This is a genomic window from Paenibacillus sp. FSL E2-0178 (assembly GCF_038593005.1).
Taxonomy (GTDB): domain Bacteria; phylum Bacillota; class Bacilli; order Paenibacillales; family Paenibacillaceae; genus Paenibacillus_AQ; species Paenibacillus_AQ phytohabitans.
Genome location: NZ_CP151953.1, coordinates 3,070,593 through 3,089,257 on the forward strand (window position 1 = coordinate 3,070,593; position 18,665 = coordinate 3,089,257).

General features: G+C 52.8%; 19 protein-coding genes. 8 read left to right on the forward strand and 11 right to left on the reverse strand.

The features are described from left to right. Positions 1-252: 252 nt before the first annotated feature. The 5 genes from MHI42_RS13335 to recQ all read right to left on the reverse strand — a co-directional run bounded on the left by MHI42_RS13335 (position 253) and on the right by recQ (position 6,380). Complete coding sequence (locus MHI42_RS13335; RefSeq protein ID WP_342424097.1) at positions 253-810, reverse strand: histidine phosphatase family protein; 558 nt, start codon at positions 808-810, stop codon at positions 253-255. A 155-nt stretch (positions 811-965) separates the two neighbouring features. Further along, positions 966-1,589, reverse strand: coding sequence for a nucleotidyltransferase family protein (locus MHI42_RS13340; RefSeq protein WP_342424098.1), 624 nt, complete (start codon positions 1,587-1,589; stop codon positions 966-968). Then, positions 1,546-2,079 carry a GNAT family protein gene (locus MHI42_RS13345; RefSeq protein WP_342424099.1) on the reverse strand — a complete coding sequence of 178 codons (534 nt, stop codon included), beginning with the start codon at positions 2,077-2,079 and terminating at the stop codon, positions 1,546-1,548. Before MHI42_RS13345 ends, MHI42_RS13340 begins: the two co-directional genes overlap by 44 nt. Positions 2,080-2,525: 446 nt before the next feature. After that, positions 2,526-4,538, reverse strand: coding sequence for a B12-binding domain-containing radical SAM protein (locus tag MHI42_RS13350; RefSeq protein ID WP_342424100.1), 2,013 nt, complete (start codon positions 4,536-4,538; stop codon positions 2,526-2,528). A gap of 15 nt (positions 4,539-4,553) precedes the next feature. Next, on the reverse strand, positions 4,554-6,380 hold the full coding sequence (gene recQ / locus MHI42_RS13355; protein ID WP_340988632.1) for a DNA helicase RecQ: 1,827 nt from the start codon (positions 6,378-6,380) through the stop codon (positions 4,554-4,556). 187 nt (positions 6,381-6,567) lie between these two features. Here recQ and MHI42_RS13360 point away from each other — a divergent pair, with 187 nt between their 5' ends. The 5 genes from MHI42_RS13360 (at position 6,568) to MHI42_RS13380 (ending at position 11,852) form a co-directional block, all read left to right on the forward strand. Beyond that, positions 6,568-8,217 (forward strand): spore germination protein, encoded by a 1,650-nt coding sequence (locus MHI42_RS13360; RefSeq protein WP_342424101.1) that lies wholly within the window; start codon positions 6,568-6,570, stop codon positions 8,215-8,217. Continuing rightward, positions 8,165-9,262, forward strand: coding sequence for an endospore germination permease (locus MHI42_RS13365; RefSeq protein ID WP_171717628.1), 1,098 nt, complete (start codon positions 8,165-8,167; stop codon positions 9,260-9,262). Before MHI42_RS13360 ends, MHI42_RS13365 begins: the two co-directional genes overlap by 53 nt. Continuing rightward, positions 9,259-10,485 (forward strand): Ger(x)C family spore germination protein, encoded by a 1,227-nt coding sequence (locus tag MHI42_RS13370; RefSeq protein WP_342424102.1) that lies wholly within the window; start codon positions 9,259-9,261, stop codon positions 10,483-10,485. Before MHI42_RS13365 ends, MHI42_RS13370 begins: the two co-directional genes overlap by 4 nt. Positions 10,486-10,531: 46 nt before the next feature. After that, entirely contained in the window at positions 10,532-10,717 is a 186-nt protein-coding gene (locus MHI42_RS13375; RefSeq protein ID WP_171717630.1) for a CLC_0170 family protein, read from the forward strand. 82 nt (positions 10,718-10,799) lie between these two features. Beyond that, entirely contained in the window at positions 10,800-11,852 is a 1,053-nt protein-coding gene (locus MHI42_RS13380) for an RluA family pseudouridine synthase (RefSeq protein ID WP_342424103.1), read from the forward strand. A gap of 135 nt (positions 11,853-11,987) precedes the next feature. On the opposite strand, the gene MHI42_RS13385 is transcribed toward MHI42_RS13380, so the two are convergent. The 6 genes from MHI42_RS13385 to MHI42_RS13410 form a co-directional block, all read right to left on the reverse strand. After that, positions 11,988-12,146 carry a hypothetical protein gene (locus tag MHI42_RS13385; protein WP_342424104.1) on the reverse strand — a complete coding sequence of 53 codons (159 nt, stop codon included), beginning with the start codon at positions 12,144-12,146 and terminating at the stop codon, positions 11,988-11,990. 165 nt (positions 12,147-12,311) lie between these two features. Further along, positions 12,312-13,517 (reverse strand): threonine synthase, encoded by a 1,206-nt coding sequence (locus MHI42_RS13390; RefSeq protein WP_342424105.1) that lies wholly within the window; start codon positions 13,515-13,517, stop codon positions 12,312-12,314. 191 nt (positions 13,518-13,708) lie between these two features. Continuing rightward, a complete protein-coding gene (locus MHI42_RS13395; protein ID WP_171717633.1) occupies positions 13,709-14,590 on the reverse strand; it encodes a transporter substrate-binding domain-containing protein in 882 nt (293 codons plus the stop codon). A 29-nt stretch (positions 14,591-14,619) separates the two neighbouring features. Beyond that, entirely contained in the window at positions 14,620-15,366 is a 747-nt protein-coding gene (locus MHI42_RS13400) for an amino acid ABC transporter ATP-binding protein (protein ID WP_342424106.1), read from the reverse strand. 22 nt (positions 15,367-15,388) lie between these two features. After that, positions 15,389-16,066 carry an amino acid ABC transporter permease gene (locus tag MHI42_RS13405; protein ID WP_342424107.1) on the reverse strand — a complete coding sequence of 226 codons (678 nt, stop codon included), beginning with the start codon at positions 16,064-16,066 and terminating at the stop codon, positions 15,389-15,391. Further along, complete coding sequence (locus tag MHI42_RS13410; protein WP_039299936.1) at positions 16,047-16,712, reverse strand: amino acid ABC transporter permease; 666 nt, start codon at positions 16,710-16,712, stop codon at positions 16,047-16,049. The genes MHI42_RS13405 and MHI42_RS13410 overlap by 20 nt, the downstream gene beginning before the upstream one ends. A 286-nt stretch (positions 16,713-16,998) precedes the next feature. On the opposite strand from MHI42_RS13410, the gene MHI42_RS13415 reads away from it, so the two are divergent. From MHI42_RS13415 to MHI42_RS13425, 3 genes are read left to right on the forward strand one after another with little or no spacing between them, the layout of a single operon-like run. Next, entirely contained in the window at positions 16,999-17,523 is a 525-nt protein-coding gene (locus MHI42_RS13415; RefSeq protein WP_305954179.1) for a hypothetical protein, read from the forward strand. Positions 17,524-17,547: 24 nt separating this feature from the next. Then, positions 17,548-17,943 carry a hypothetical protein gene (locus tag MHI42_RS13420; RefSeq protein ID WP_342424108.1) on the forward strand — a complete coding sequence of 132 codons (396 nt, stop codon included), beginning with the start codon at positions 17,548-17,550 and terminating at the stop codon, positions 17,941-17,943. A 60-nt stretch (positions 17,944-18,003) separates the two neighbouring features. After that, positions 18,004-18,573, forward strand: coding sequence for a TetR-like C-terminal domain-containing protein (locus MHI42_RS13425; RefSeq protein WP_042140838.1), 570 nt, complete (start codon positions 18,004-18,006; stop codon positions 18,571-18,573). The last annotated feature ends 92 nt before the right edge of the window (positions 18,574-18,665 follow it).

Below are 18,665 nucleotides of genomic sequence, written 5' to 3' on the forward strand. Positions count from 1 at the left end.
AAGCATCAAGGGAGATGCGTTTTCCCCGTAAAAAATAAAGCGGATACCCAAAGGTATCCGCAGAAGTGGCTTTATGACACACCTTATCCTGCATACCCTGTAAGATTAAAAAAAGACATGCCTAATACAATAGTGCGTTCACTATTAAAGGCATTCTTTAGACTTGTTAATCTTTACAGAGTCATCCACATGATACGGTTTATGCTCCTTTATAGGCATCTCATTCCTGATATTAACACCGGATACCACCAATTACAATTGCGTAGTTTCTATTATTGCCTGCGTTTTATTATATCCGGTAATCGAAGCATGCGGAATTTCTCCCACCTCTCCTATCAGGGTACGAAAAGCCATGCCGTGTCCGGTAATGATCACTTTTTTAAATCCGAGATATTGATCAATCACCTTCTCCACTCGATTCTTCAGCAGTTCTTTGGACTCCCAAAGCTTGGTTACCCCGGGAGGATACACTCCATGATTAGTATCATAATCGTTCCCCAGCTCTGCAAGCCGCTCCAGGGAATCATATTCGAAGGTTAAGTCAGGCTGCCATTCCCTTAAATCCAATTCAACCTTTATGTCTAAACCGAGTTCCTTGGATAAAATAGCGGCCGTTTGAAGGGCTCTCGTGTATGGAGAAGAAATAATGACTTCCGCTTCTTTCAGCCGCTCATCTTGCGCTGTCCGATATACCTGGTTCACTCCCGCTTCCGTAAGAGGCACCAGATCCCGGCCATGGCCCTTTAATTTGTACTGCTCATTGATGTTCCACTCGGGTTCGCCATGGCGAATGAGATAAAACTGTGTCATAGAAATCCCCCTGCCTCTTTTTGGTACTAAATCTATTCGCTCCTCCTACTACACAATCCTACCCGGTCGAATTTCGTAATGGAAGCCTGCCACGCTCTTCATATCGCATCTGCTGAAGTAGTAGATCGTCATGAACACAGCAAAAAGCCGAAGCTTCACTGCCCCCATGGGACAACCGTAAGCTCCGGCCATTTCGACCTCCATTTCCGTGTCTTATTCAAGTAGACGTCCTCGCTGATTAACGCCTTGTTTGGCCTCAGGATTAAATGAAACAGATCGTGCAGACCGAACGGTGCGTATACCTGCCACTCCCCCTCGCTGCTGAGTCTCGCCCCCAGCGATGTGACTGTTGTCGGCCAGCTGTTAATTGCATCCTCCAGGGAAGCGTAGGGTGCCAGCTCTACACCGAACTTATCACGGTACCACAGATGAACCCGGGCCTGGTTCTTGAGATCAACCGGAATAGAAATACCTGCAAACAGCTCACGTCCGTTGGCGATCATCCGGTCCTCCGCAGCATAGCTCAAATCATGCCCATCGTAGTAGATTATATCAATATCACCAATTCCGTAATCCGGTTCCCGCCCGGTAAGCTCGTTCCACACCGACTGAACCAGACACCCTGCTCCAATATAATAAGGAAAAGGCGCCAGCCCTTGAGCACGCTTGAAAATATCCATCAGCAGCGCACTGCGGGAGAACAGCTCCGTCAGACGATTGTGAAGGATCTCCCCCTCATACATGGGCAGCCGGAGCCACGGGCTCAGTAGCCAGCTCATATTGTAAAATCAGCTGCGTTCCCTTGCTCCCGCTGCGCCGCAGCCCGTAATCCTGAAACCCTGCGCGGGCGTACAGCTGTCCGGCAGGAATGTTGCGCTCATTAACGGCCAGCACAATCTGCTGTACTTCCGGGTAATGGCGGCGGACGAAATCAGGCAGCAGGGCCATCGCTGCTTTGGCGAAGCCCTGTCCCTGGCAGGCATAATCCATCAGAAAGGCGCGCAGAAGCACTGCGCCGGAGTAGTCTTGGAAGAAGTCTGCGATACCTTCGCCTGTATGAAGAACGAAGAAACCTACCGCCCGGTCTCCCTGGGCAATAACGACTCCCATTTTGCCGGCATCCGTGCAGGCATCCTGCAGCGTCTGCTCCGGCAGTCCGGTAAATTCCGCCTGCTCCGGAGGAAGCTGAAAGCTCAGCAACTGGTCCTTGAATGTCTCCTCATGCTTCTCTTCATACCTGAACAATGTAATGCGCTGATCCAGCCTCATCCTTACATCCCTCCCCCAAACAGCATCTTTCCCATGAGCCAAACTTAAGCTGTTTACTATTACTTTTCTTAAAATGCTGCATAAAATACAACATTCCCCTCATAATTCCGGCCCCAATCCAGAATTGTTGTATAGAATGCAGCATTTCTCCTCTTCCAGAGCACTTACGGGGAAAATTCTTGTATTTCATACAACAATCAGCCTGAACACCCTGGTATTTAGCAATCCGAGTTGCAAAACGTACAACATTTATGCCGATACAAGCGCGAACTTAAAAAGTTTAATTCTGCCAGCAACCAATCTGGGAATCAGTATGAGGAGTCGGGCAATTCCGGCTTGTCCCATAGCCGAAGCGATTGATCAGTTACTTGTTTGATCTAGTTGTAGTCCCCAGTGTGGGTTATATATAGCCGCACGTTCATGCTGATTCAGCAGCTGGCTTCCGGCTATATAGGCAGCGTGTAATACTGCGCCCGCTGGCTCTCGTCCTGCTGATAGAGCACGATCAGCAGCGTACTGCCTGCACTGGAACCGGGATGCGCATTCGTCACAGCCGGTACTATGTCCCCGGCCACAGCTACCGCCGCATTCTCTGCCGCTTCTGCTACGGCCGTACTGCCCGCCCCTTTATCCGCATGGCTGCCTGCTATGTCCGTTGCAGCTCCCGCCCGTTTATCCGCGAGGCCACCTGCTGTTTCGGTTGCAGCTCCCGGCTTGCTATCCGCGCTGTCCGCTGAACTCTCAAGCGTACCAGCGTTCTCGCCTTCAGCACCAGCCAAGCCGTCAAATCGCAGCCCGCTGATCGAATCCAGCACCGGCTCCAGCCGGAACGGCAGCACATCCAGCACGATGTACTTCTGCAATTCACGCTCGCTTAAGCCCGCCTCGGCCAGCTTGGCCGAAATCAGCTCCGGCTGCCCGGCAATCTGCTTCAGGTATTTGGCCCACTCCGACTTGTCCATCACCTCATCCCACCAGATTTTGCGCGGCTTGTACTTGTGGCCGAGGAAATAATCCAGCTTCATCAGCCCGGTGATGATGTCCATGGACGCCGTCCCCCGGTCCGTCAGGAAATCCTGCAGACGGGTGAAGAGATCCTCGAGCTGATGCCCGATCTTCTGCCAGCCCCGCGCTTCCCAGTAGTCGCCGAATTCCTGGAAGAAATCGAATGGTGACGGGAAGACATGGCGGATCAGATACTTGACCGAATGAGCCAGGCGCTGGCTGTTCCAGTACTTCTCCAGAACGTCCTCCAGCCGCTTCAGCCGGATAATGTCAGAGAACGGCATGACATGGCTGCTGAGAATTTCGTACGGCGCATGCTCCATGTACGTATAGTCGTATTTGGCCGCCTGGGCGCGCAGCCCGGTGCCGCGGAGCATTTTGAGGAAACCCAGCTGCAGCTCCTCCGGCTCCATGGCGAATACATCATTGAAGGTCTTGCGGAAGGTCGAGTAATCCTCCATCGGCAGTCCGGCAATCAAATCGAGATGCTGGTCGATATTGCCGCTGGCCTTGATCTTCATTACCGTGCGTGACAGCTTCGTGAAGTTCTGGCGGCGCTTAACCAATTCATTGGTCTCGTCATTGGTCGACTGCACACCGATCTCGAAGCGGAAAACTCCGGGCGGCGCATTCTGGGCGAGGAAATCCAGCACCTCCGGACGCATAATATCCGCTGTAATCTCGAATTGGAACACACAGCCCTGGTGATTGTCGATCAGGAACTGGAACATCTCCATCGCGTAATTGCGGTTGATATTAAAGGTGCGGTCGAGGAATTTGATCACCTTGGCCCCGCCTTCAATCAGATAGAGCAGATCGGATTTCACCCGTTCAATATCATAATAACGCACGCCTACCTCAATGCTGGACAGGCAGAACTGGCAGTTGAAGGGACAACCCCGGCTTGTCTCAAAATACACAATACGCTTGCTGAGCTCCGGCAGATCCTCCGCGAACCGGTGGGGCGTCGGCAGGGTATTAAGGTCGCTTTTGGGACGCGGCGGGTTGACGATCAGTTCCTCCCCCTTGCGGTAGGCAGCGCCGTATACGAAATGATACTTGTGCTCATCCCGGATCTCCTGCAGCAGATGATGGAAGGTCTCCTCCCCGTCCCCGTTGACTACGAAGTCGATTCCGGCTTCCCGTTTCATCCAGTACAGCGGCTCATAAGACACCTCCGGCCCGCCAAGTACGATCTTCACCTCCGGCATCACCTGCTTGAGGATCGCGACCAGCTTGACCGTTTCTTCGATGTTCCAGATATAACAGGAGAAGCCGATCACATCCGGCTGCTTCTGGAAAAGGTCCGACACGATATTCATCAAGGGATCTTTGATGGTGTATTCCGCCAAAAGGATATCTTCGAATTCATGCTCGCTGTACGCCTTCAGAAGCCGGATCGCCAGTGACGTATGAATATATTTGGCATTTAATGTGGCCAGGATGATTCTCATGCCTTATAACCTTCTTTACATTTCATTTTGAAAAAACTCCAGGAATGCCTTGCCGTATTTGCGGTACTTCACTTCGCCGACACCCTTCACCCTCAGCATCTCCGCTTCCGTCTGCGGACAAACCACGCTCATCTCGCGCAGCGTCGCATCATTGAAGATGATGTAGGACGGCACATGCTCGCGCCCCGCAAGCTCCCGGCGGATCAGGCGCAGCTGCTCGAAGACCGTCTCGTTGACGGCCGACGGCGAATGGTCGCGTGTACGGCTGCGGTCCCGCGTGCCGGAGGTGACAAGCGTACGGGCCACGCGCTGGTGAACCTCACGCTGGCCGCGCAGCACCTCGGCAGCCAGCGGCTGCAGGCGCACGACCGGATACTGGCCTTCGGACAAGGCCAGATAACCCTCCGAGATCAGCACATTGATGCTCTCGGTAATCTCCTTCTCGCTGCGCCCGGACATCGCCCCGTGGGTCGGCAGCTTCTCGAAGCCGTATTGCAGCACCTTCTGGTTGCGTGAGCCCTTCAGCACTGAGGATACCAGCGCCACACCGTAGCGTTCACGCATGCGGTGGATGCAGGAGAAGATCTTCTGCGCATCCACCGTCATGTCTACCAGCTGCCGTTCATCGGTACAGGAGCTGCAGATGCCGCACGGATCATCATCATGATTCTCGCCGAAATAATCCAGCTGTGCACTGCGCAGACAGCGGGTGGTGTAGCAGTAATCAATCATCTGCTGCAGCTTGCGGTATTCATTGGCTTTGCGCTCTGTGTCCTGCGGATTCTGCTCAATCAGGAACTTCTGCGTCATGATATCCTGCGCGCTGAAGAGCAGAATACAGTCACTCGGCTCCCCGTCGCGGCCGGCACGTCCGGCCTCCTGGACATACGCCTCCATATTCTTCGGCATATTATAGTGGATGACATAACGGACATTGGACTTGTCGATCCCCATCCCAAAAGCATTCGTGGCAACCATGACGCGGATATCGTCATACAGGAACCCTTCCTGGTTCTCGGCCCGTTCCTGGTCGCTCATCCCGGCATGATAGCGGCCCGCGGCGACTCCCGCCGCCTGCAGCCGCTGATAGAGATCATCCACCTCTTTGCGGGTGGCGGCATAGACGATACCCGGCTGATGCGAATGCTGCGCCGTGTAGTCTAGTACGAATTCACGCTTATTCTCTCCGCGCAGCACTTGCATGGCCAGATTATCACGGCCAAGTCCGGTCATGAAGACGCCCGGATCGCGCAGACGCAGCAGCCGGACCATATCCTCCATAACCTCAGGTGTAGCGGTAGCGGTAAAAGCGGCCAGAATCGGCCGCTGCGGCAGCTCCTCTACAAACGGCGACACCGCCAGATAGCTGGTACGGAAATCATGGCCCCACTGCGATACGCAGTGCGCCTCATCGACAGCCACGCAGGAGATGGACAGCCCTGCCATCTCCAGGCGGAACCAGTCCAGCTCCAGACGTTCCGGCGCCACATACAGAAGCTTCAGCTCGCCCCGGCGGGCAGCGCGGATCCTGTCATTCACTTCCTTGCCGCTTAGGGTGCTGTTGATATAGGCAGCCGGAATTCCGGCGGTAGTAAGGGCGTCCACCTGATCCTTCATCAGCGAGATCAGCGGGGATACAACAAGTGTAAGTCCCGGCAGCAGCAGTGCCGGAACCTGATAGCAGATCGATTTACCGCCTCCGGTAGGCAGGATGCCCAGCGTATCGCGGCCTTCGAGCAGATTGTTCACAATTTTCTTCTGGCCTTCCCGGAAATCGGGATACCCGTAATATTTTTGCAGTTCAGCCTGCGCTTGCTCCATTAGTGATCCTTGCATCTTCATATCTCTTCTGACTCCTTAAGACTTTCTACCTTTAGTTTACCGGGCAACAGGGTACTTAGGCAACCGCTTGAAGCAGATATCCTAGCACTCCTTTTGGGCCTGTTACATAAAATTTACATAAAAATCACGCGATCAAGCAACACTTTATAGAAATACATTCGAATTGTACTGCTAAGGAGGCCGCCATTTGCAAGCCTGGAAAGATAAATATACCGCTTATGTGCATAAGCAGCAGCAAGCTTCTCCTCCGGAGTCTGACAAAAGTCCGCTTACAGGAAATCTGCAGGCTGATTTACAAGCGCTTCAGGCACGGCTCGGCGACAACGGCGACCTCGTAGTCCGCGACTTCCAGCTCTTCGGAGCCCACCAGGCCGTAATGCTCTTCTTCTCTTCACTGGTTAATACAGAGCAGGTGCGCGAGCATGTCCTTAAACCTTTAATGGCCGGGCCCACCGGGCATAAGGAAATTCCGGAGCATATGGCCGGTATGATCCATTATATCTGGAGCACAGCCGTCCAGGTAACTCAGGGAACAACCACTACAGACATTTCCGTGCTGCCGGACGCTGCCGTGAAGGGTGAGCTGATTCTGTTGATAGAGGGAGTGCCCGAAGCCCTTGTGCTCGATATGCGCCAGATTGATATGCGCGGCGTGGAGCAGCCGCAGACCGAGCAGGTCATCCGCGGACCCCGTGAAGGATACGTCGAGAAGCTGGAGAACAACCTCTCCCTGCTGCGCTACCGGCTTCAGAGCACAGATTTCCGGATTGAAATCAGCCCGATCGGAACCCGTACCCAGTCGAGGGTGGCCTTATGCTATATCGAGAGCATTGCCGACAGCGGACTCGTTGCTGAAGCGATGCGCAGAATCTCAATGATTGATACCGACGGCATTCTTGATGCCGGATACATTGAGCAGTTCATTGAAGACCAGCCGCTGTCTCCGTTCCCGCAGGTACAATGCACAGAGCGGCCCGACAAGACGGTTGCCGCTCTGCTGGAAGGGCGGGTTGCCATGCTTGTCGACGGTTCCCCCTTTGCTGTAATCGTCCCTGCTCTGTTCAACCAGTTCTTTCAGACGGTAGATGATTACACAGAGCGTTTCATTATGGGCAGCCTGATCCGCATAATCCGTCTTATCGCGCTGTCTTTCTCACTTTTTTTCCCGGCGTTATATGTTTCTGTGATCTCGTTTAATCCCGAATTAATGCCGACGGAATTCGCTGTGGCTATCTCGGGCGGAAGAGCAGGTGTGCCGTTTCCTGCCGTTCTGGAGGTACTGATCATGGAGGTCTCCATGGAGGTGCTGCGTGAAGCTACGATCCGTCTGCCGCAGATGATCGGCGGCGCCTTATCCATCGTGGGCGTTCTCGTGATTGGACAGGCAGCAGTAGGTGCCGGACTCGCCAGTCCGATTACCGTGGTGATTGTGGCGCTGACGACCATCGGTTCTTTTGCCACTCCAGCCTATAATGCTGCTATTGCCTTGCGGATGCTAAGATTTCCGCTGATTATACTGGCCGGAATGTTCGGTCTCTACGGTGTGATGATCGGTACGATTCTCATTCTGAACCATCTGTTGTTCCTGGAATCCTTCGGCGTCCCGTATATGTCCCCTTTCATACCCGGCAAATGGCGTGACCTGAAGGATACGCTGGTACGTGTGCCGCTGTGGTGGATGCGCCGCCGTCCGAGCTTCCTGCATGCCCAGAATAATGACAGGCTGTCCCGCAATGTTCCCGCAGTACATGTAGATCAGATCCTCAGGCAGGAAGGTGAACCCAGTGAACAATCTCCGGCAGATCACAACGCTGCGCGCAGCCGCCGTCATCAGTAGCACCATTATCGGTGTCGGGATTCTCAGTTTCCCCCGTTACATGGCATTAGCCGGGAACAGCAGCGCGCCCTTCATCGCATTCAGCGGCGTCGTCCTGTCTTTCCTCAGCTATTGGCTGCTCGCCTCCCTGTGCCAGCGTTTCCCCAAAGAGTCCCTCTTTGTGTTCAGCCGCAGGCTGATCGGACGTCCGCTAGCCACCGTCTTCACCGCGGTAATTCTGATATTGTTTATTACGCTGACAGGGATCACTACACGCCAGTTCGGAGATGTCGCCACAACCGTGCTGTATAAAAAAACACCAATTGAAGCCACCATTTTTCTGATGCTGCTCGTTAGCCTGCTCTCCTCCAGACGCAATGTTGTGAAGTTCTCGTATATCCATTTTTTCTACCTGCCGCTGATTGTCGGCTCTATCGTACTCACGATCCTCATCTCGCTGAAAAGCGTGGATCTCCTTAATCTGCAGCCCATTCTAATGTCACCTACCCTCGAATTCTGGAATGGTGCACGGGAGGCAAGCTATCTGTTCCAGAGCTCCTTCGTAATTACACTGCTGATTCCTTTCATGGAAAAGCCTAAGCACGCATTCCGCGCTGGAGCGCTGGCCATAATCATGTCGGGTGCCATCTATGTGCTGATCGTGATCGCCTCTGTGGGAATGTTTGGTGCGGAGGAGACCAAGCTGCTGATCTATCCCACGCTGGAAATGGCGCGTTCCGCAGCATTTGGTGAGGGTTTTCTTGAACGGCTGGATGCCATCTTCATCATTATCTGGGTCATTTCGGTCTATACAACGGTGTACACTACGTATTACATATCCGCCTACCTGATGCAGAACCTGTTCGCTCTCCGTGATCAGAGTATGGCCGCAAGTATGCTGCTGCCGCTGATCTTTGCTCTGGCGATGCTGCCCCCCAATGTCTTCGAGGCCTATAAATGGATCCTTCACCTGGGCAATGCCGGAATGGCACTGATGGTTGGCTATCCGCTGCTGCTATGGATAGCCTACTTCATCCGGCGCGCCGGGAAGGAGGCCTCCTCATGACCAGAAGGCTTCCGCGCTCATTCGCCCTAATCCTAATGCTGGCTATGGCTGCCACTGTTCTAAGCGGTTGCTGGGATCAGGTGGAAATTGAAGACCGGGCGCTTGTACTCGGGTTGTCCATTGATAAGGTATCAGCCAAAGAGGCAGAGAAAGGAGACGAAGTCACCCACATTCACGATGATCATCTGCCGGCAGAAATGATCAGTGTGACCGCGCAGATTGCCGTTCCCGGCAGAGTGCCCCTTGGCCCCGGAAGCGGAGGGGGAAACCCGGGTGACGACAAGACGAGCCCGGTCTGGGTGGTTAGTGTACGCGGCATTTCACTCGACGATGCCATGAACAATCTGCAGCAGCAGATCGCCGACCCGCGTTATCTGGTTCATCTGCGGATCATTATCATTAGCGAGGATATCGCCCGGGGCAATCTCGAGGAGCTCAATGACTATCTCCGGCGCAATCCGGAAATCCGGCGCAGAACCTGGCTGCTGGTCTCCGAAGGCAAAGCTTCTGATTTCATGGATGTGAATCCGCCGCTTCAGCGTGTGCCCACACTATATATTTTGTCCATGATGGAGAAGTCGGTGTCCTCCGGGAAGTTCCCCCGGGATTATATCGGCACATTCTGGTCGGCGGATACCAAGTGGGGCCAGAGCGCGTACTTGCCTTATGTCGCATTGCGCAATAGAGATAATATCCTGATCAAAGGATTGGCTTATTTCAGCGGCGGAAGAATGGTCAACAAGACCGATCCGATTGAAATCGGCGGCTTCATGGCACTCAAGGGAATCGACCCGGGAGGTTATTCTACCCTCTTTCATACCAATAAGATGGGAATCGTCATGACCAAAATCAATGAGCGGTTCACCCGGACGCGGAGCTACATCAAGGACGGCAAACCTTTTCTGTCGTATCAGGTCTTCCTGGAGGCCGATCTCGATGAGCATTATGGCAGCAATATCCCTGTCGACTCATCCGCCAAGCTGCAGGAAATTGAACGGGATTTCGAAGAACAGGTCAGAAGCATACTGACCGGACTGGTTAAGCAGACCCAGAAGGATCACTCCGATATTTTTGGCATGGGCGAAATGATCCGGAGTCACCATCCTGCCTACTGGAAAGAGCATATCCATGACAAAGATGACTGGGAAAGCCTGTATAGCAGCACTGAGGTAGACATTCAAATGAAGCTTCATATCCGGAGAGTGGGACTGAAAGACCAATAACCAGTCATTAAGTTCATGTATCTATATTTAGAAGGGAGCGATCCGCATGGTCCGCCTGTTCGGAAGTCTGGTTATTATATTGTTCGTCTCCACACTGATGCTGCTGGCGGTAGATGCCCGGATTTACAACAGCAAAGGCTGGCTCCGGGAGAAAAAATACGCAATGGTTCTGGGATGGGCCTACGGCGCCATCTCTCTGGCTATCCTTATCGGGCTGATCATTTATGTCTAGCTGTCCCGGCACCCTCCGTAGTATTTCTTCACGGCCCATGGTATATTGAGGAGTACAATATTACAGGACGGAGAATGCAGGCATGAATACAAGAAGAAATCCCAAAGAGGGTTCCAAGCGGGGCGTGAAGCCCGCAGCAGCCTCCAAGGCCCAGCCTAAATCAGGAACCAGAAATCAAGGGAACAAGACCTCTAACCATAAACCGGGGACAAGACCGGGAGCACCTGCCACAACAACAACCAAAACACCTGCCCAGATAAAATCCTATACGGTGTCCGAGCCCGCAGAGCTGCTGCCTTATCTGCTTAAGACGATTACGAATAAGGGACGGAATGCGGTCAAGTCAATGCTGTCCCGGGGACAGATATCGGTAAACGGCAAGCCGGTAACCCAGCATAACCATCAGCTCCATCCCGGCCAGACCGTGACGATTGATCAGGAGAAGCATGCAGAAGCCAAAGAAATGCTCGGCCTGACCATCGTCCATGAGGATGATGATATCATCGTCATTCAGAAGGATGCCGGACTGCTGTCGATTGCTACCGGAGAAGACAATGAACTGACAGCTTACCGCCAACTGATGGAGCATGTGCGCCTGACGAATCCGAAGAACCGCGTCTTTGTGGTACACCGGCTGGACCGTGATACCTCAGGAGTCATGATGTTTGCCAAAAGCGAGGCGATTCAGCAGTCCCTGCAGAACAGCTGGAAAGAGACCGTCAAGGAACGCTCCTACGTGGCGCTGGTGGAAGGCGCAGTCAAGAAATCCGAAGGCACCATCAGCTCCTGGCTGAAGGAGACGTCTACGCTGAAGATGTACTCCAGTCCGCATGAAGGGGACGGGCTGCATGCCGTAACCCGTTATAAGCTGATCCAGGCCAACCGCCATTTCTCCCTGCTGGAAGTCCACCTGGAGACCGGACGGAAGAACCAGATCCGTGTCCACATGTCAGACATCGGGCATCCAATCGCCGGCGACAAGAAATACGGCGCAGAGACCAAAGCCGTCGGCCGTCTCGGACTGCATGCCCGCGTGCTCTCTTTCGTTCATCCGACTACCGGGGATATCCTCACCTTTGAGAGTCCGATTCCAAAGACATTCCTGAAGTATACTGCACCTGCGCCGACGAACTGATTAAGCCCGGCTAATTTCTTTGTCAGTTACTAGAGTTTGATTCCACTCCAGACACATTTATTCGCGTAATTAAAGGATAATGAGAGGCATTTATGCCTCTCATTTGTCGCTTTCGGGAATTCTCCCCGATTCGATTCATCCGCTTGCTGTGGCAGAGATCGGGCACCGTTCTATGAAATCCTGCACATAATACAACATTCCCCTCCTCCTATCGGCCCAAAAACCACTATTGTTGTACAGCTGCAGCATTTCACCTTTTTCAAGCGGCTCAGCAGGATTATTCTTGTATTTCATACAACAATCCTCCCGATCACCCGGCTATCCATCAATCAAAGTTGCAAAACGTACAACATTTATATTTACAGCGTCTACAGTGCTTCCCAAGAAGCCTCCACTCCGCCGCTAAAGAATCCAGTGTACAGGCATTGATGTATTCCGCCAGTCCCGCAATCATCCGGCTTAGATAAACTCCCCGATCTCCAGCAACGGCGGATCGGTCTGCACGGAGTCGGGATATTTAATGCCCGCGCCTGTGTTCAGCACGACCACCCGGTCCTCCGGCCGAATCCAGCCAGACTGCGCCAGCTTGCGCGCAGCGGCGAAGGCGGCGGCACCTTCCGGACAGATGAACGAGCCCTCCAGCCGGGCAATCTTCTCCTGCTCGATGCTCATCTCCGCATCAGAGACAGCGATTGCCACGCCGTCCGTCTCATAGACGGCCTTCAGCACCAGGAAGTCGCCCAGCGCCTTCGGCACATTGATGCCGAAGGCGGCGGTGGCGGAATCCGGCCAGAACTGCGAACGCTCGGCCTTCTCTTCCCACGCCTTCACGATCGGCGCACAGCCTTCGGCCTGCACGGCAACCAGCCGCGGCAGCGGGCCTTGCACCCAGCCAAGCTCCTGCAGCTCCTGCAGCGCTTTGTAAATGCCGATTAATCCGACTCCGCCTCCGGTGGGATAGAGAATTACATCCGGCATTTCCCAGCCAAGCTGCTCGGCAATCTCCAGCCCCATCGTCTTCTTGCCTTCGATGCGGTAAGGCTCCTTCAGGGTGGAGGCGTCATACAGTCCCTTATCCGCCACCTCCCGGGCCACGATCGCACCGGCATCGCTGATCAGGCCGTTGACCAGATACAGCTTCGCTCCGGCAAGCGCCACTTCGCTGCGCGTAATCTTCGGCGCATCCTGCGGCATCACAATCGTTGCCTCAATGCCCGCCCTTGCCGAATAAAGCGCCCATGCTGCTCCGGCATTGCCGTTCGTCGGCATGGCAAGCCCCGTTACGCCAAGCTCCTTCGCTTTCGAGACACCAACCGCTGCCCCGCGTGCCTTGAAGCTGCCGCTTGGCACCAGACTCTCATCCTTCATTAACAATGTAGAGATACTATAGTCTTCTCCGAGACGCGGCAGTGCAAGCAGCGGCGTCATCCCTTCACCGAGTGTGACCACATAGCCCTCCTCCACTACCGGAAGCAGCTCATGGTACCGCCATAAATCAGGATTCCTGCTGCTCAAATCCTCTTTCGACCACTCCCTCTTCAATCGTTCCAGATCATACCGCACCAGCAGCGGTGATCCGCATGTACAGAGCTGGCGCACAGCATCAGCACTATAGTGTTCTCCACATTGCGGACATTCCAAATGTGATATATAGCTGTAACTCATCCGGCACTCCCCCTTCTTATTATGGCTGTCATTCCATTTTAAACTTAGTATATAGGATTAGTCTGCTTAACTCTATTACCATCCTGTGAAATCCTCTTTCACCTAAAAAAGACACCCATAAGGGTGCCTTTTCATGCTCACTATCTGATCTCGTACCAGTTCCTCAGACCTGACGCCATAGCGCGGCCAAATTACTCTACCTTACCGCCTTCAACTACCAGCTCGTCAGTATAGCCTTCTCCATAGACCTCATTCAATGTATCGTTATAGGCCTGATGAATGAATTGCTCTTTACCGATGGTTTCAAGCTCTGTATTGATCCAGTTCAGCAGCTCTGTGTTGCCTTTGGCTACTGCCGGGGCAATCGTATCCTGTCCGCCAAACGCCGGGATGCTTACCGTGAAGCCGGGATTGGACTTCGCCCAGGCGATCAGCTCGGTGTTATCGTTGGCAATCGCTGCACCGCGTCCGTCTTTGAGTGCTGCAAAGATCTCTGTGTACTGGTCAAATTTCAGCAGCTCAATGTCCGGGTACTCTTTGGTGAAGTAAGTTTCTGCTGTGGTTCCTTTGGCAACGATAAGCTTCTGGCCTTTCTCCTTCAGCTGGTCAATCGAAGTAACCGGTGCACTGTCAGGGGATACGATCCCGAAGGACAGCTTCATATACGGATTGGCAAAATCCACTTTTTCTTTTCTTTCATCCGTTACGGTGAAGTTAGCCATAATGATATCTACTTTATTGGATTCCAGGTAAGCGACGCGGCTGGCCGCATCGACCAGAACGAATTCCGCCTTGGATTCATCCCCGAGCAGGTCCTTGGCGAATCTTTTGGCGATATAGACGTCGAAGCCCTGATTCTTGCCGTCGGCATCCACATATCCAAATGGCGGTTTATCCGCAAAAACACCAATCCGGACCTTGCCGTCCTTCTTCAGCTGTTCAATAGAAGCAAACTTGGATGATGCCGACCCTGCACTATTATCCTTGTTATCCGAATTACCGCAAGCGGTTAAGCCCGCCAGCAATAAACCCGCTGCCATAAATGATACTGCCCATTTCATCCCTTTTCTCATTCCTCTTCATCCCCTGTTTTCTATGATTTTTAATACTGAAATATATCCAGAAAGTGCTGTGCACGCTCTGTCGCTGGTTGGGTGAAAAATTGCTGCGGCTCCGCGATCTCACAAATGCTGCCCTGATCCATAAATACGATCCGGTCACCTACAGACTTGGCAAAGCCCATTTCATGGGTCACGATAATCATCGTCATGCCCTGTTCGGCAAGCCCCAGAATAACATCCAGCACTTCGCGCACCATTTCAGGATCAAGCGAAGCTGTTACTTCATCGAATAACATGATCTCGGGGTTCATACATAACGCCCGTACAATCGCAATCCGCTGCTTCTGTCCTCCGGACAGCTGCCGGGGATAGGCATCCTTGCGGTCCAGCAGCCCGACCCGGTCCAGCAGCTGCTCAGCCTGCTGCCGCGCTTCTTTCGGTTCTCTCTTTTGCACCTTGAGAGGTCCGAGCAGAATGTTGTCCAGCACCGTCATATGCGGGAACAGCTCATAATTCTGAAACACCATCCCGATGCGCTGCCTGACTTCACGCCAATTCACCTGCGGCCCGGCCAGATCCTGGCCACTATAGCTGATTCTTCCGCCCTGTACAGGCTCCAGTCCGTTAAGACATCGCAGGAGCGTGCTTTTTCCGCAGCCGGACGGGCCGAGAATAACTGTTACTTCCCCTTTAACTACCTGCAGATCAATGCCGCTTAGAACCAGCCGTTCTCCGAAGCTTTTCTGCAGACCTTCTACCTCCAGCAACAGTTCGCCGGTATTTGTCATAATTATCGTTCCTTCCTAACGGCTAATTCTGCCATCTGCGTTCCACTCTCCGGGAAATACGGGATAACGGGAAACATACGGCAAAGTACAGGATAAAGATGAAGCCATACACCCAAAACGAAGCGGTTGGCGCTTTGATGACCCCAAGCTCAATGATCTGCTGCCCGATCTTCACAACCTCTATCACTCCAATCAGCACAACGAGCGAGGTGGTCTTGATCATCCGTGTCGCCAGGTTAATGGCGCCAGGCACCATTCTGCGGATAGCCTGAGGGATAAGAATATACCGGTACAGCTGCACCCGGCTGAGTCCCAGCGCTGCACCCGATTCCTCCTGATGCTTCGGCATGGACTGCAGCGCCCCCCGCACAATGTCGCCAATCTCGGCCGCTCCCCACAGGCTGAACACGAGAATGGAAGTCGTCTCACCACTAATGTCGATATTTAATAGAGGCGTGAAGCTGAAATGCACAACGTAGAGCCAGACCAGAATCGGTATGATCCGGAAGGCCTCCAGATACAACCGTAGCAATGCCTGCAGCGGCTTCACATTCAGCGTCCGTAGCAGCCCCATCACTATGCCCAGTACCGTCCCGATCACAATGGAAACAAACGAAATTTCAATGGTAACCAGCAGACCGCCGAGCAGACGCTCGAAGTTCGAGCCTTCAAACAGTACCTCAATCCCCGAATTCTGCATATCTTACCTTCCTTTCCAGCCAGCTCAGCACAACCGACAGAGGAAGCACCAGAATCAGATAAGCGGCCACCAGCAGCAGCAGGGATTCCGCTGTTTTGTAATGCATGCCGATCAGATCCTTCGCCACATTCATCAGATCCATTAAGGCGATTGCTCCGACAATGGAGGTCTCCTTGAGCAGAAAAATCACATTCGCTCCCAGTGAAGGAATGCTGATGGCAAAAGCCTGCGGAAGAATGACATATCTGGCGAGCTGGGTCCGGGATAATCCGATACTAAGTCCTGACTCCACCTGTGTCCTGCTTACAGCCTCCATTCCGCCGCGGAAGGCCTCGGTCATATAACTGCCTCCCAGAAAGGTCAGCCCGACAATGGCACAGGTGACCTCACTCATCCGAAGGCCGACCTTGGGCAAGCCATAGTATAGGAAGAACAGCTGTACAAGCAGCGGGGTATTCCTCGACAGCTCGATATAAGCTTGAATAATAAAGCTGATGCCCCTCACTTTGTAATACAGGATAACGCTGAATATCAGTCCCAGCACCAGCGAGAACAGAATGGCCCAGAAGGCCAGCTTCAAGGTCAGCCACATCGCGTCACCATACAGCGGCAGGCTCTCGGCGATAAACTCCCAATCCAAATTCATAACCATTCACAACCCTTTGTCTGTAAATAAAATCCCCCATGAATGCAGCTAAAACTAACTATTCAAATGTGAAAACCCCACTTTATAGGCGGCTTAAGACGCCTTTGGATTTTTGTGAGCAACGATGATTGCCCTATGTACAATTCTGCCAAACTATTTAAAATTCTTACAAAAACCTCACATACTGTGGTAATCATCTTATTCACATAATGCCTACTTGTCAACTATGTTTTCTTAATTTTCACTCTTTTCCGCGTCATGGTACAATACAGAGAAACGTTAGAAGGTGCCGCTCTTGTTCCATCCTACTGTATTTGACAATATTAAAATTGCTTTTGAGAACCAGATCTACGACTATGATAATCTGGATGGAATCCTTGTCGTGACGGACCGGTCGGATTTGCTGAACCTCGCGCTGATGTCACGGGAGTTCAGTCTCTCCTTCAAATTGACTGAAGGCAATAATGTAACCTCTGAAATTATGCTGCAATCTTCGGTGAAGGATCTGAGCGACGAAATTATGGAAACACCGGGGAGTGATCCCGGTTGCACTCTTCTATTACGCTTTTATATGGAGATTGACGATGTGAACGTGCAGTGTCCAGCGGCGGAGAAGATTCTGTCTACGATCTGGGGGCCGGATTTCCAGCCTGTCCAGTCCCTCAGCTTCCGCTACGGCCAGGAAGGCGATACGTACAATAACTGCATAGAACTGCAGTTCAAGCGACAAATCACTGAAGAACAGATGGAAGATATTCCGAACCTGCTGAAGTTCCTGCTGCAAAGCGCCGGGGAACTGGAGGAGGTATAATTCTTAAGGCGGGGTGAACTGCTTATGAACTTTCTGCCTCCTGCCCGGATAGGCCGCTGGCTCTGGTGGTATGTCAGTTATGCGCTGATTGTGTGGCTGCTGCTGATTCTGCACCGGTTCGTGCTGCTCGGCGAGGGCTTCAATCTTCTGCTCCTGCTGCGCTGGGCTGCCCTTTCCATCATGCTCTCCGGCATTATTAACAGCTTCGGATGGTATGGCGCCCGGCTGGTGTGGATATTCTCGACCGCAGGCGTTGTGCTCGGGATCAGCCTGATGTTCATTTACACTTCCCGCGATATGTCAGGCTGGGAGGATCTTGCGGGCTTTCTGTCTTTTCTCCTGTTCACGGCGGGTGGTTTCGTCCTTGGTTTGCTTGTGGAAGGCAGCCGGCTGCTTGTTCAATATATGCGCAGACGCTGAAGCCTTCTGCTGGCCGGACCCTACCCTTATACCGGATTACAAGAGGAGCTGATGACCCTGATGTCCAATTCCTTGCTGACCAAAAATGCGCTCGCCCGCTCCCTGAAAGAGCTGATGGCACATATTCCGCTGAACAAAATCTCCGTCAGGCATCTGGTCGACGACTGCGGAGTGAACCGGCAGACCTTTTATTATCATTTTCAGGATATCTTTGACCTCCTGGGCTGGATCTACAAGACTGAGGCGGTCGAGAGTATTGCCCAGTACCGCAGCTACAGCACGTGGACGGACGGATTTCACCGGATTTTCTGCTATATCGAGAGCAATAAAGCCTTCTGCTGCAACACGCTGGACTCACTGGGACGGACACATCTCGATGCCTACTTGTATGAAGTAACTAATGATCTGATCATGGGAGTCATTAACGAGCTGGCCGCCGGGATGGATATCAGGCTGGAGGATAAGCAATTTATCGCTAACTTCTACACGCTGGCCTTCACCGGGCTTGTGATTCAGTGGATGCGCGACGGTATGAAGGATCAGCCGAAGCATATGATTGAGAAGCTCAGCGTGCTGATCGAAGGGAACTTCCTCAAGGCGCTGCATAAATATGAACAGGCGATGCCGTAACCCTCCGGGTTGCGGCTTTTTTAATGGAATAATATGTTTTGGGGTTATTTTCCTGTCCAAAAACTATACACTTTGCTCCATATGACCAAATT

Excerpts from the sequence above, each read along its gene's own strand:
- MHI42_RS13385 (WP_342424104.1), bottom strand. The coding sequence starts at position 12,146 with ATGAAATACAAGAATAATCCTGCTGAGCCGCTTGAAAAAGGTGAAATG.
- MHI42_RS13375 (WP_171717630.1), top strand. The coding sequence starts at position 10,532 with ATGGTCCGCCTGTTCGGAAGTCTGGTTATTATATTGTTCGTCTCCACA.
- MHI42_RS13405 (WP_342424107.1), bottom strand. The coding sequence starts at position 16,066 with ATGCAGAATTCGGGGATTGAGGTACTGTTTGAAGGCTCGAACTTCGAG.
- MHI42_RS13335 (WP_342424097.1), bottom strand. The coding sequence starts at position 810 with ATGACACAGTTTTATCTCATTCGCCATGGCGAACCCGAGTGGAACATC.
- MHI42_RS13380 (WP_342424103.1), top strand. The coding sequence starts at position 10,800 with ATGAATACAAGAAGAAATCCCAAAGAGGGTTCCAAGCGGGGCGTGAAG.
- MHI42_RS13420 (WP_342424108.1), top strand. The coding sequence starts at position 17,548 with ATGAACTTTCTGCCTCCTGCCCGGATAGGCCGCTGGCTCTGGTGGTAT.
- MHI42_RS13425 (WP_042140838.1), top strand. The coding sequence starts at position 18,004 with ATGTCCAATTCCTTGCTGACCAAAAATGCGCTCGCCCGCTCCCTGAAA.
- MHI42_RS13340 (WP_342424098.1), bottom strand. The coding sequence starts at position 1,589 with ATGAGCTGGCTACTGAGCCCGTGGCTCCGGCTGCCCATGTATGAGGGG.
- MHI42_RS13350 (WP_342424100.1), bottom strand. The coding sequence starts at position 4,538 with ATGAGAATCATCCTGGCCACATTAAATGCCAAATATATTCATACGTCA.
- recQ (WP_340988632.1), bottom strand. The coding sequence starts at position 6,380 with ATGAAGATGCAAGGATCACTAATGGAGCAAGCGCAGGCTGAACTGCAA.
- MHI42_RS13370 (WP_342424102.1), top strand. The coding sequence starts at position 9,259 with ATGACCAGAAGGCTTCCGCGCTCATTCGCCCTAATCCTAATGCTGGCT.
- MHI42_RS13395 (WP_171717633.1), bottom strand. The coding sequence starts at position 14,590 with ATGAGAAAAGGGATGAAATGGGCAGTATCATTTATGGCAGCGGGTTTA.
- MHI42_RS13410 (WP_039299936.1), bottom strand. The coding sequence starts at position 16,712 with ATGAATTTGGATTGGGAGTTTATCGCCGAGAGCCTGCCGCTGTATGGT.
- MHI42_RS13400 (WP_342424106.1), bottom strand. The coding sequence starts at position 15,366 with ATGACAAATACCGGCGAACTGTTGCTGGAGGTAGAAGGTCTGCAGAAA.
- MHI42_RS13345 (WP_342424099.1), bottom strand. The coding sequence starts at position 2,079 with ATGAGGCTGGATCAGCGCATTACATTGTTCAGGTATGAAGAGAAGCAT.
- MHI42_RS13390 (WP_342424105.1), bottom strand. The coding sequence starts at position 13,517 with ATGAGTTACAGCTATATATCACATTTGGAATGTCCGCAATGTGGAGAA.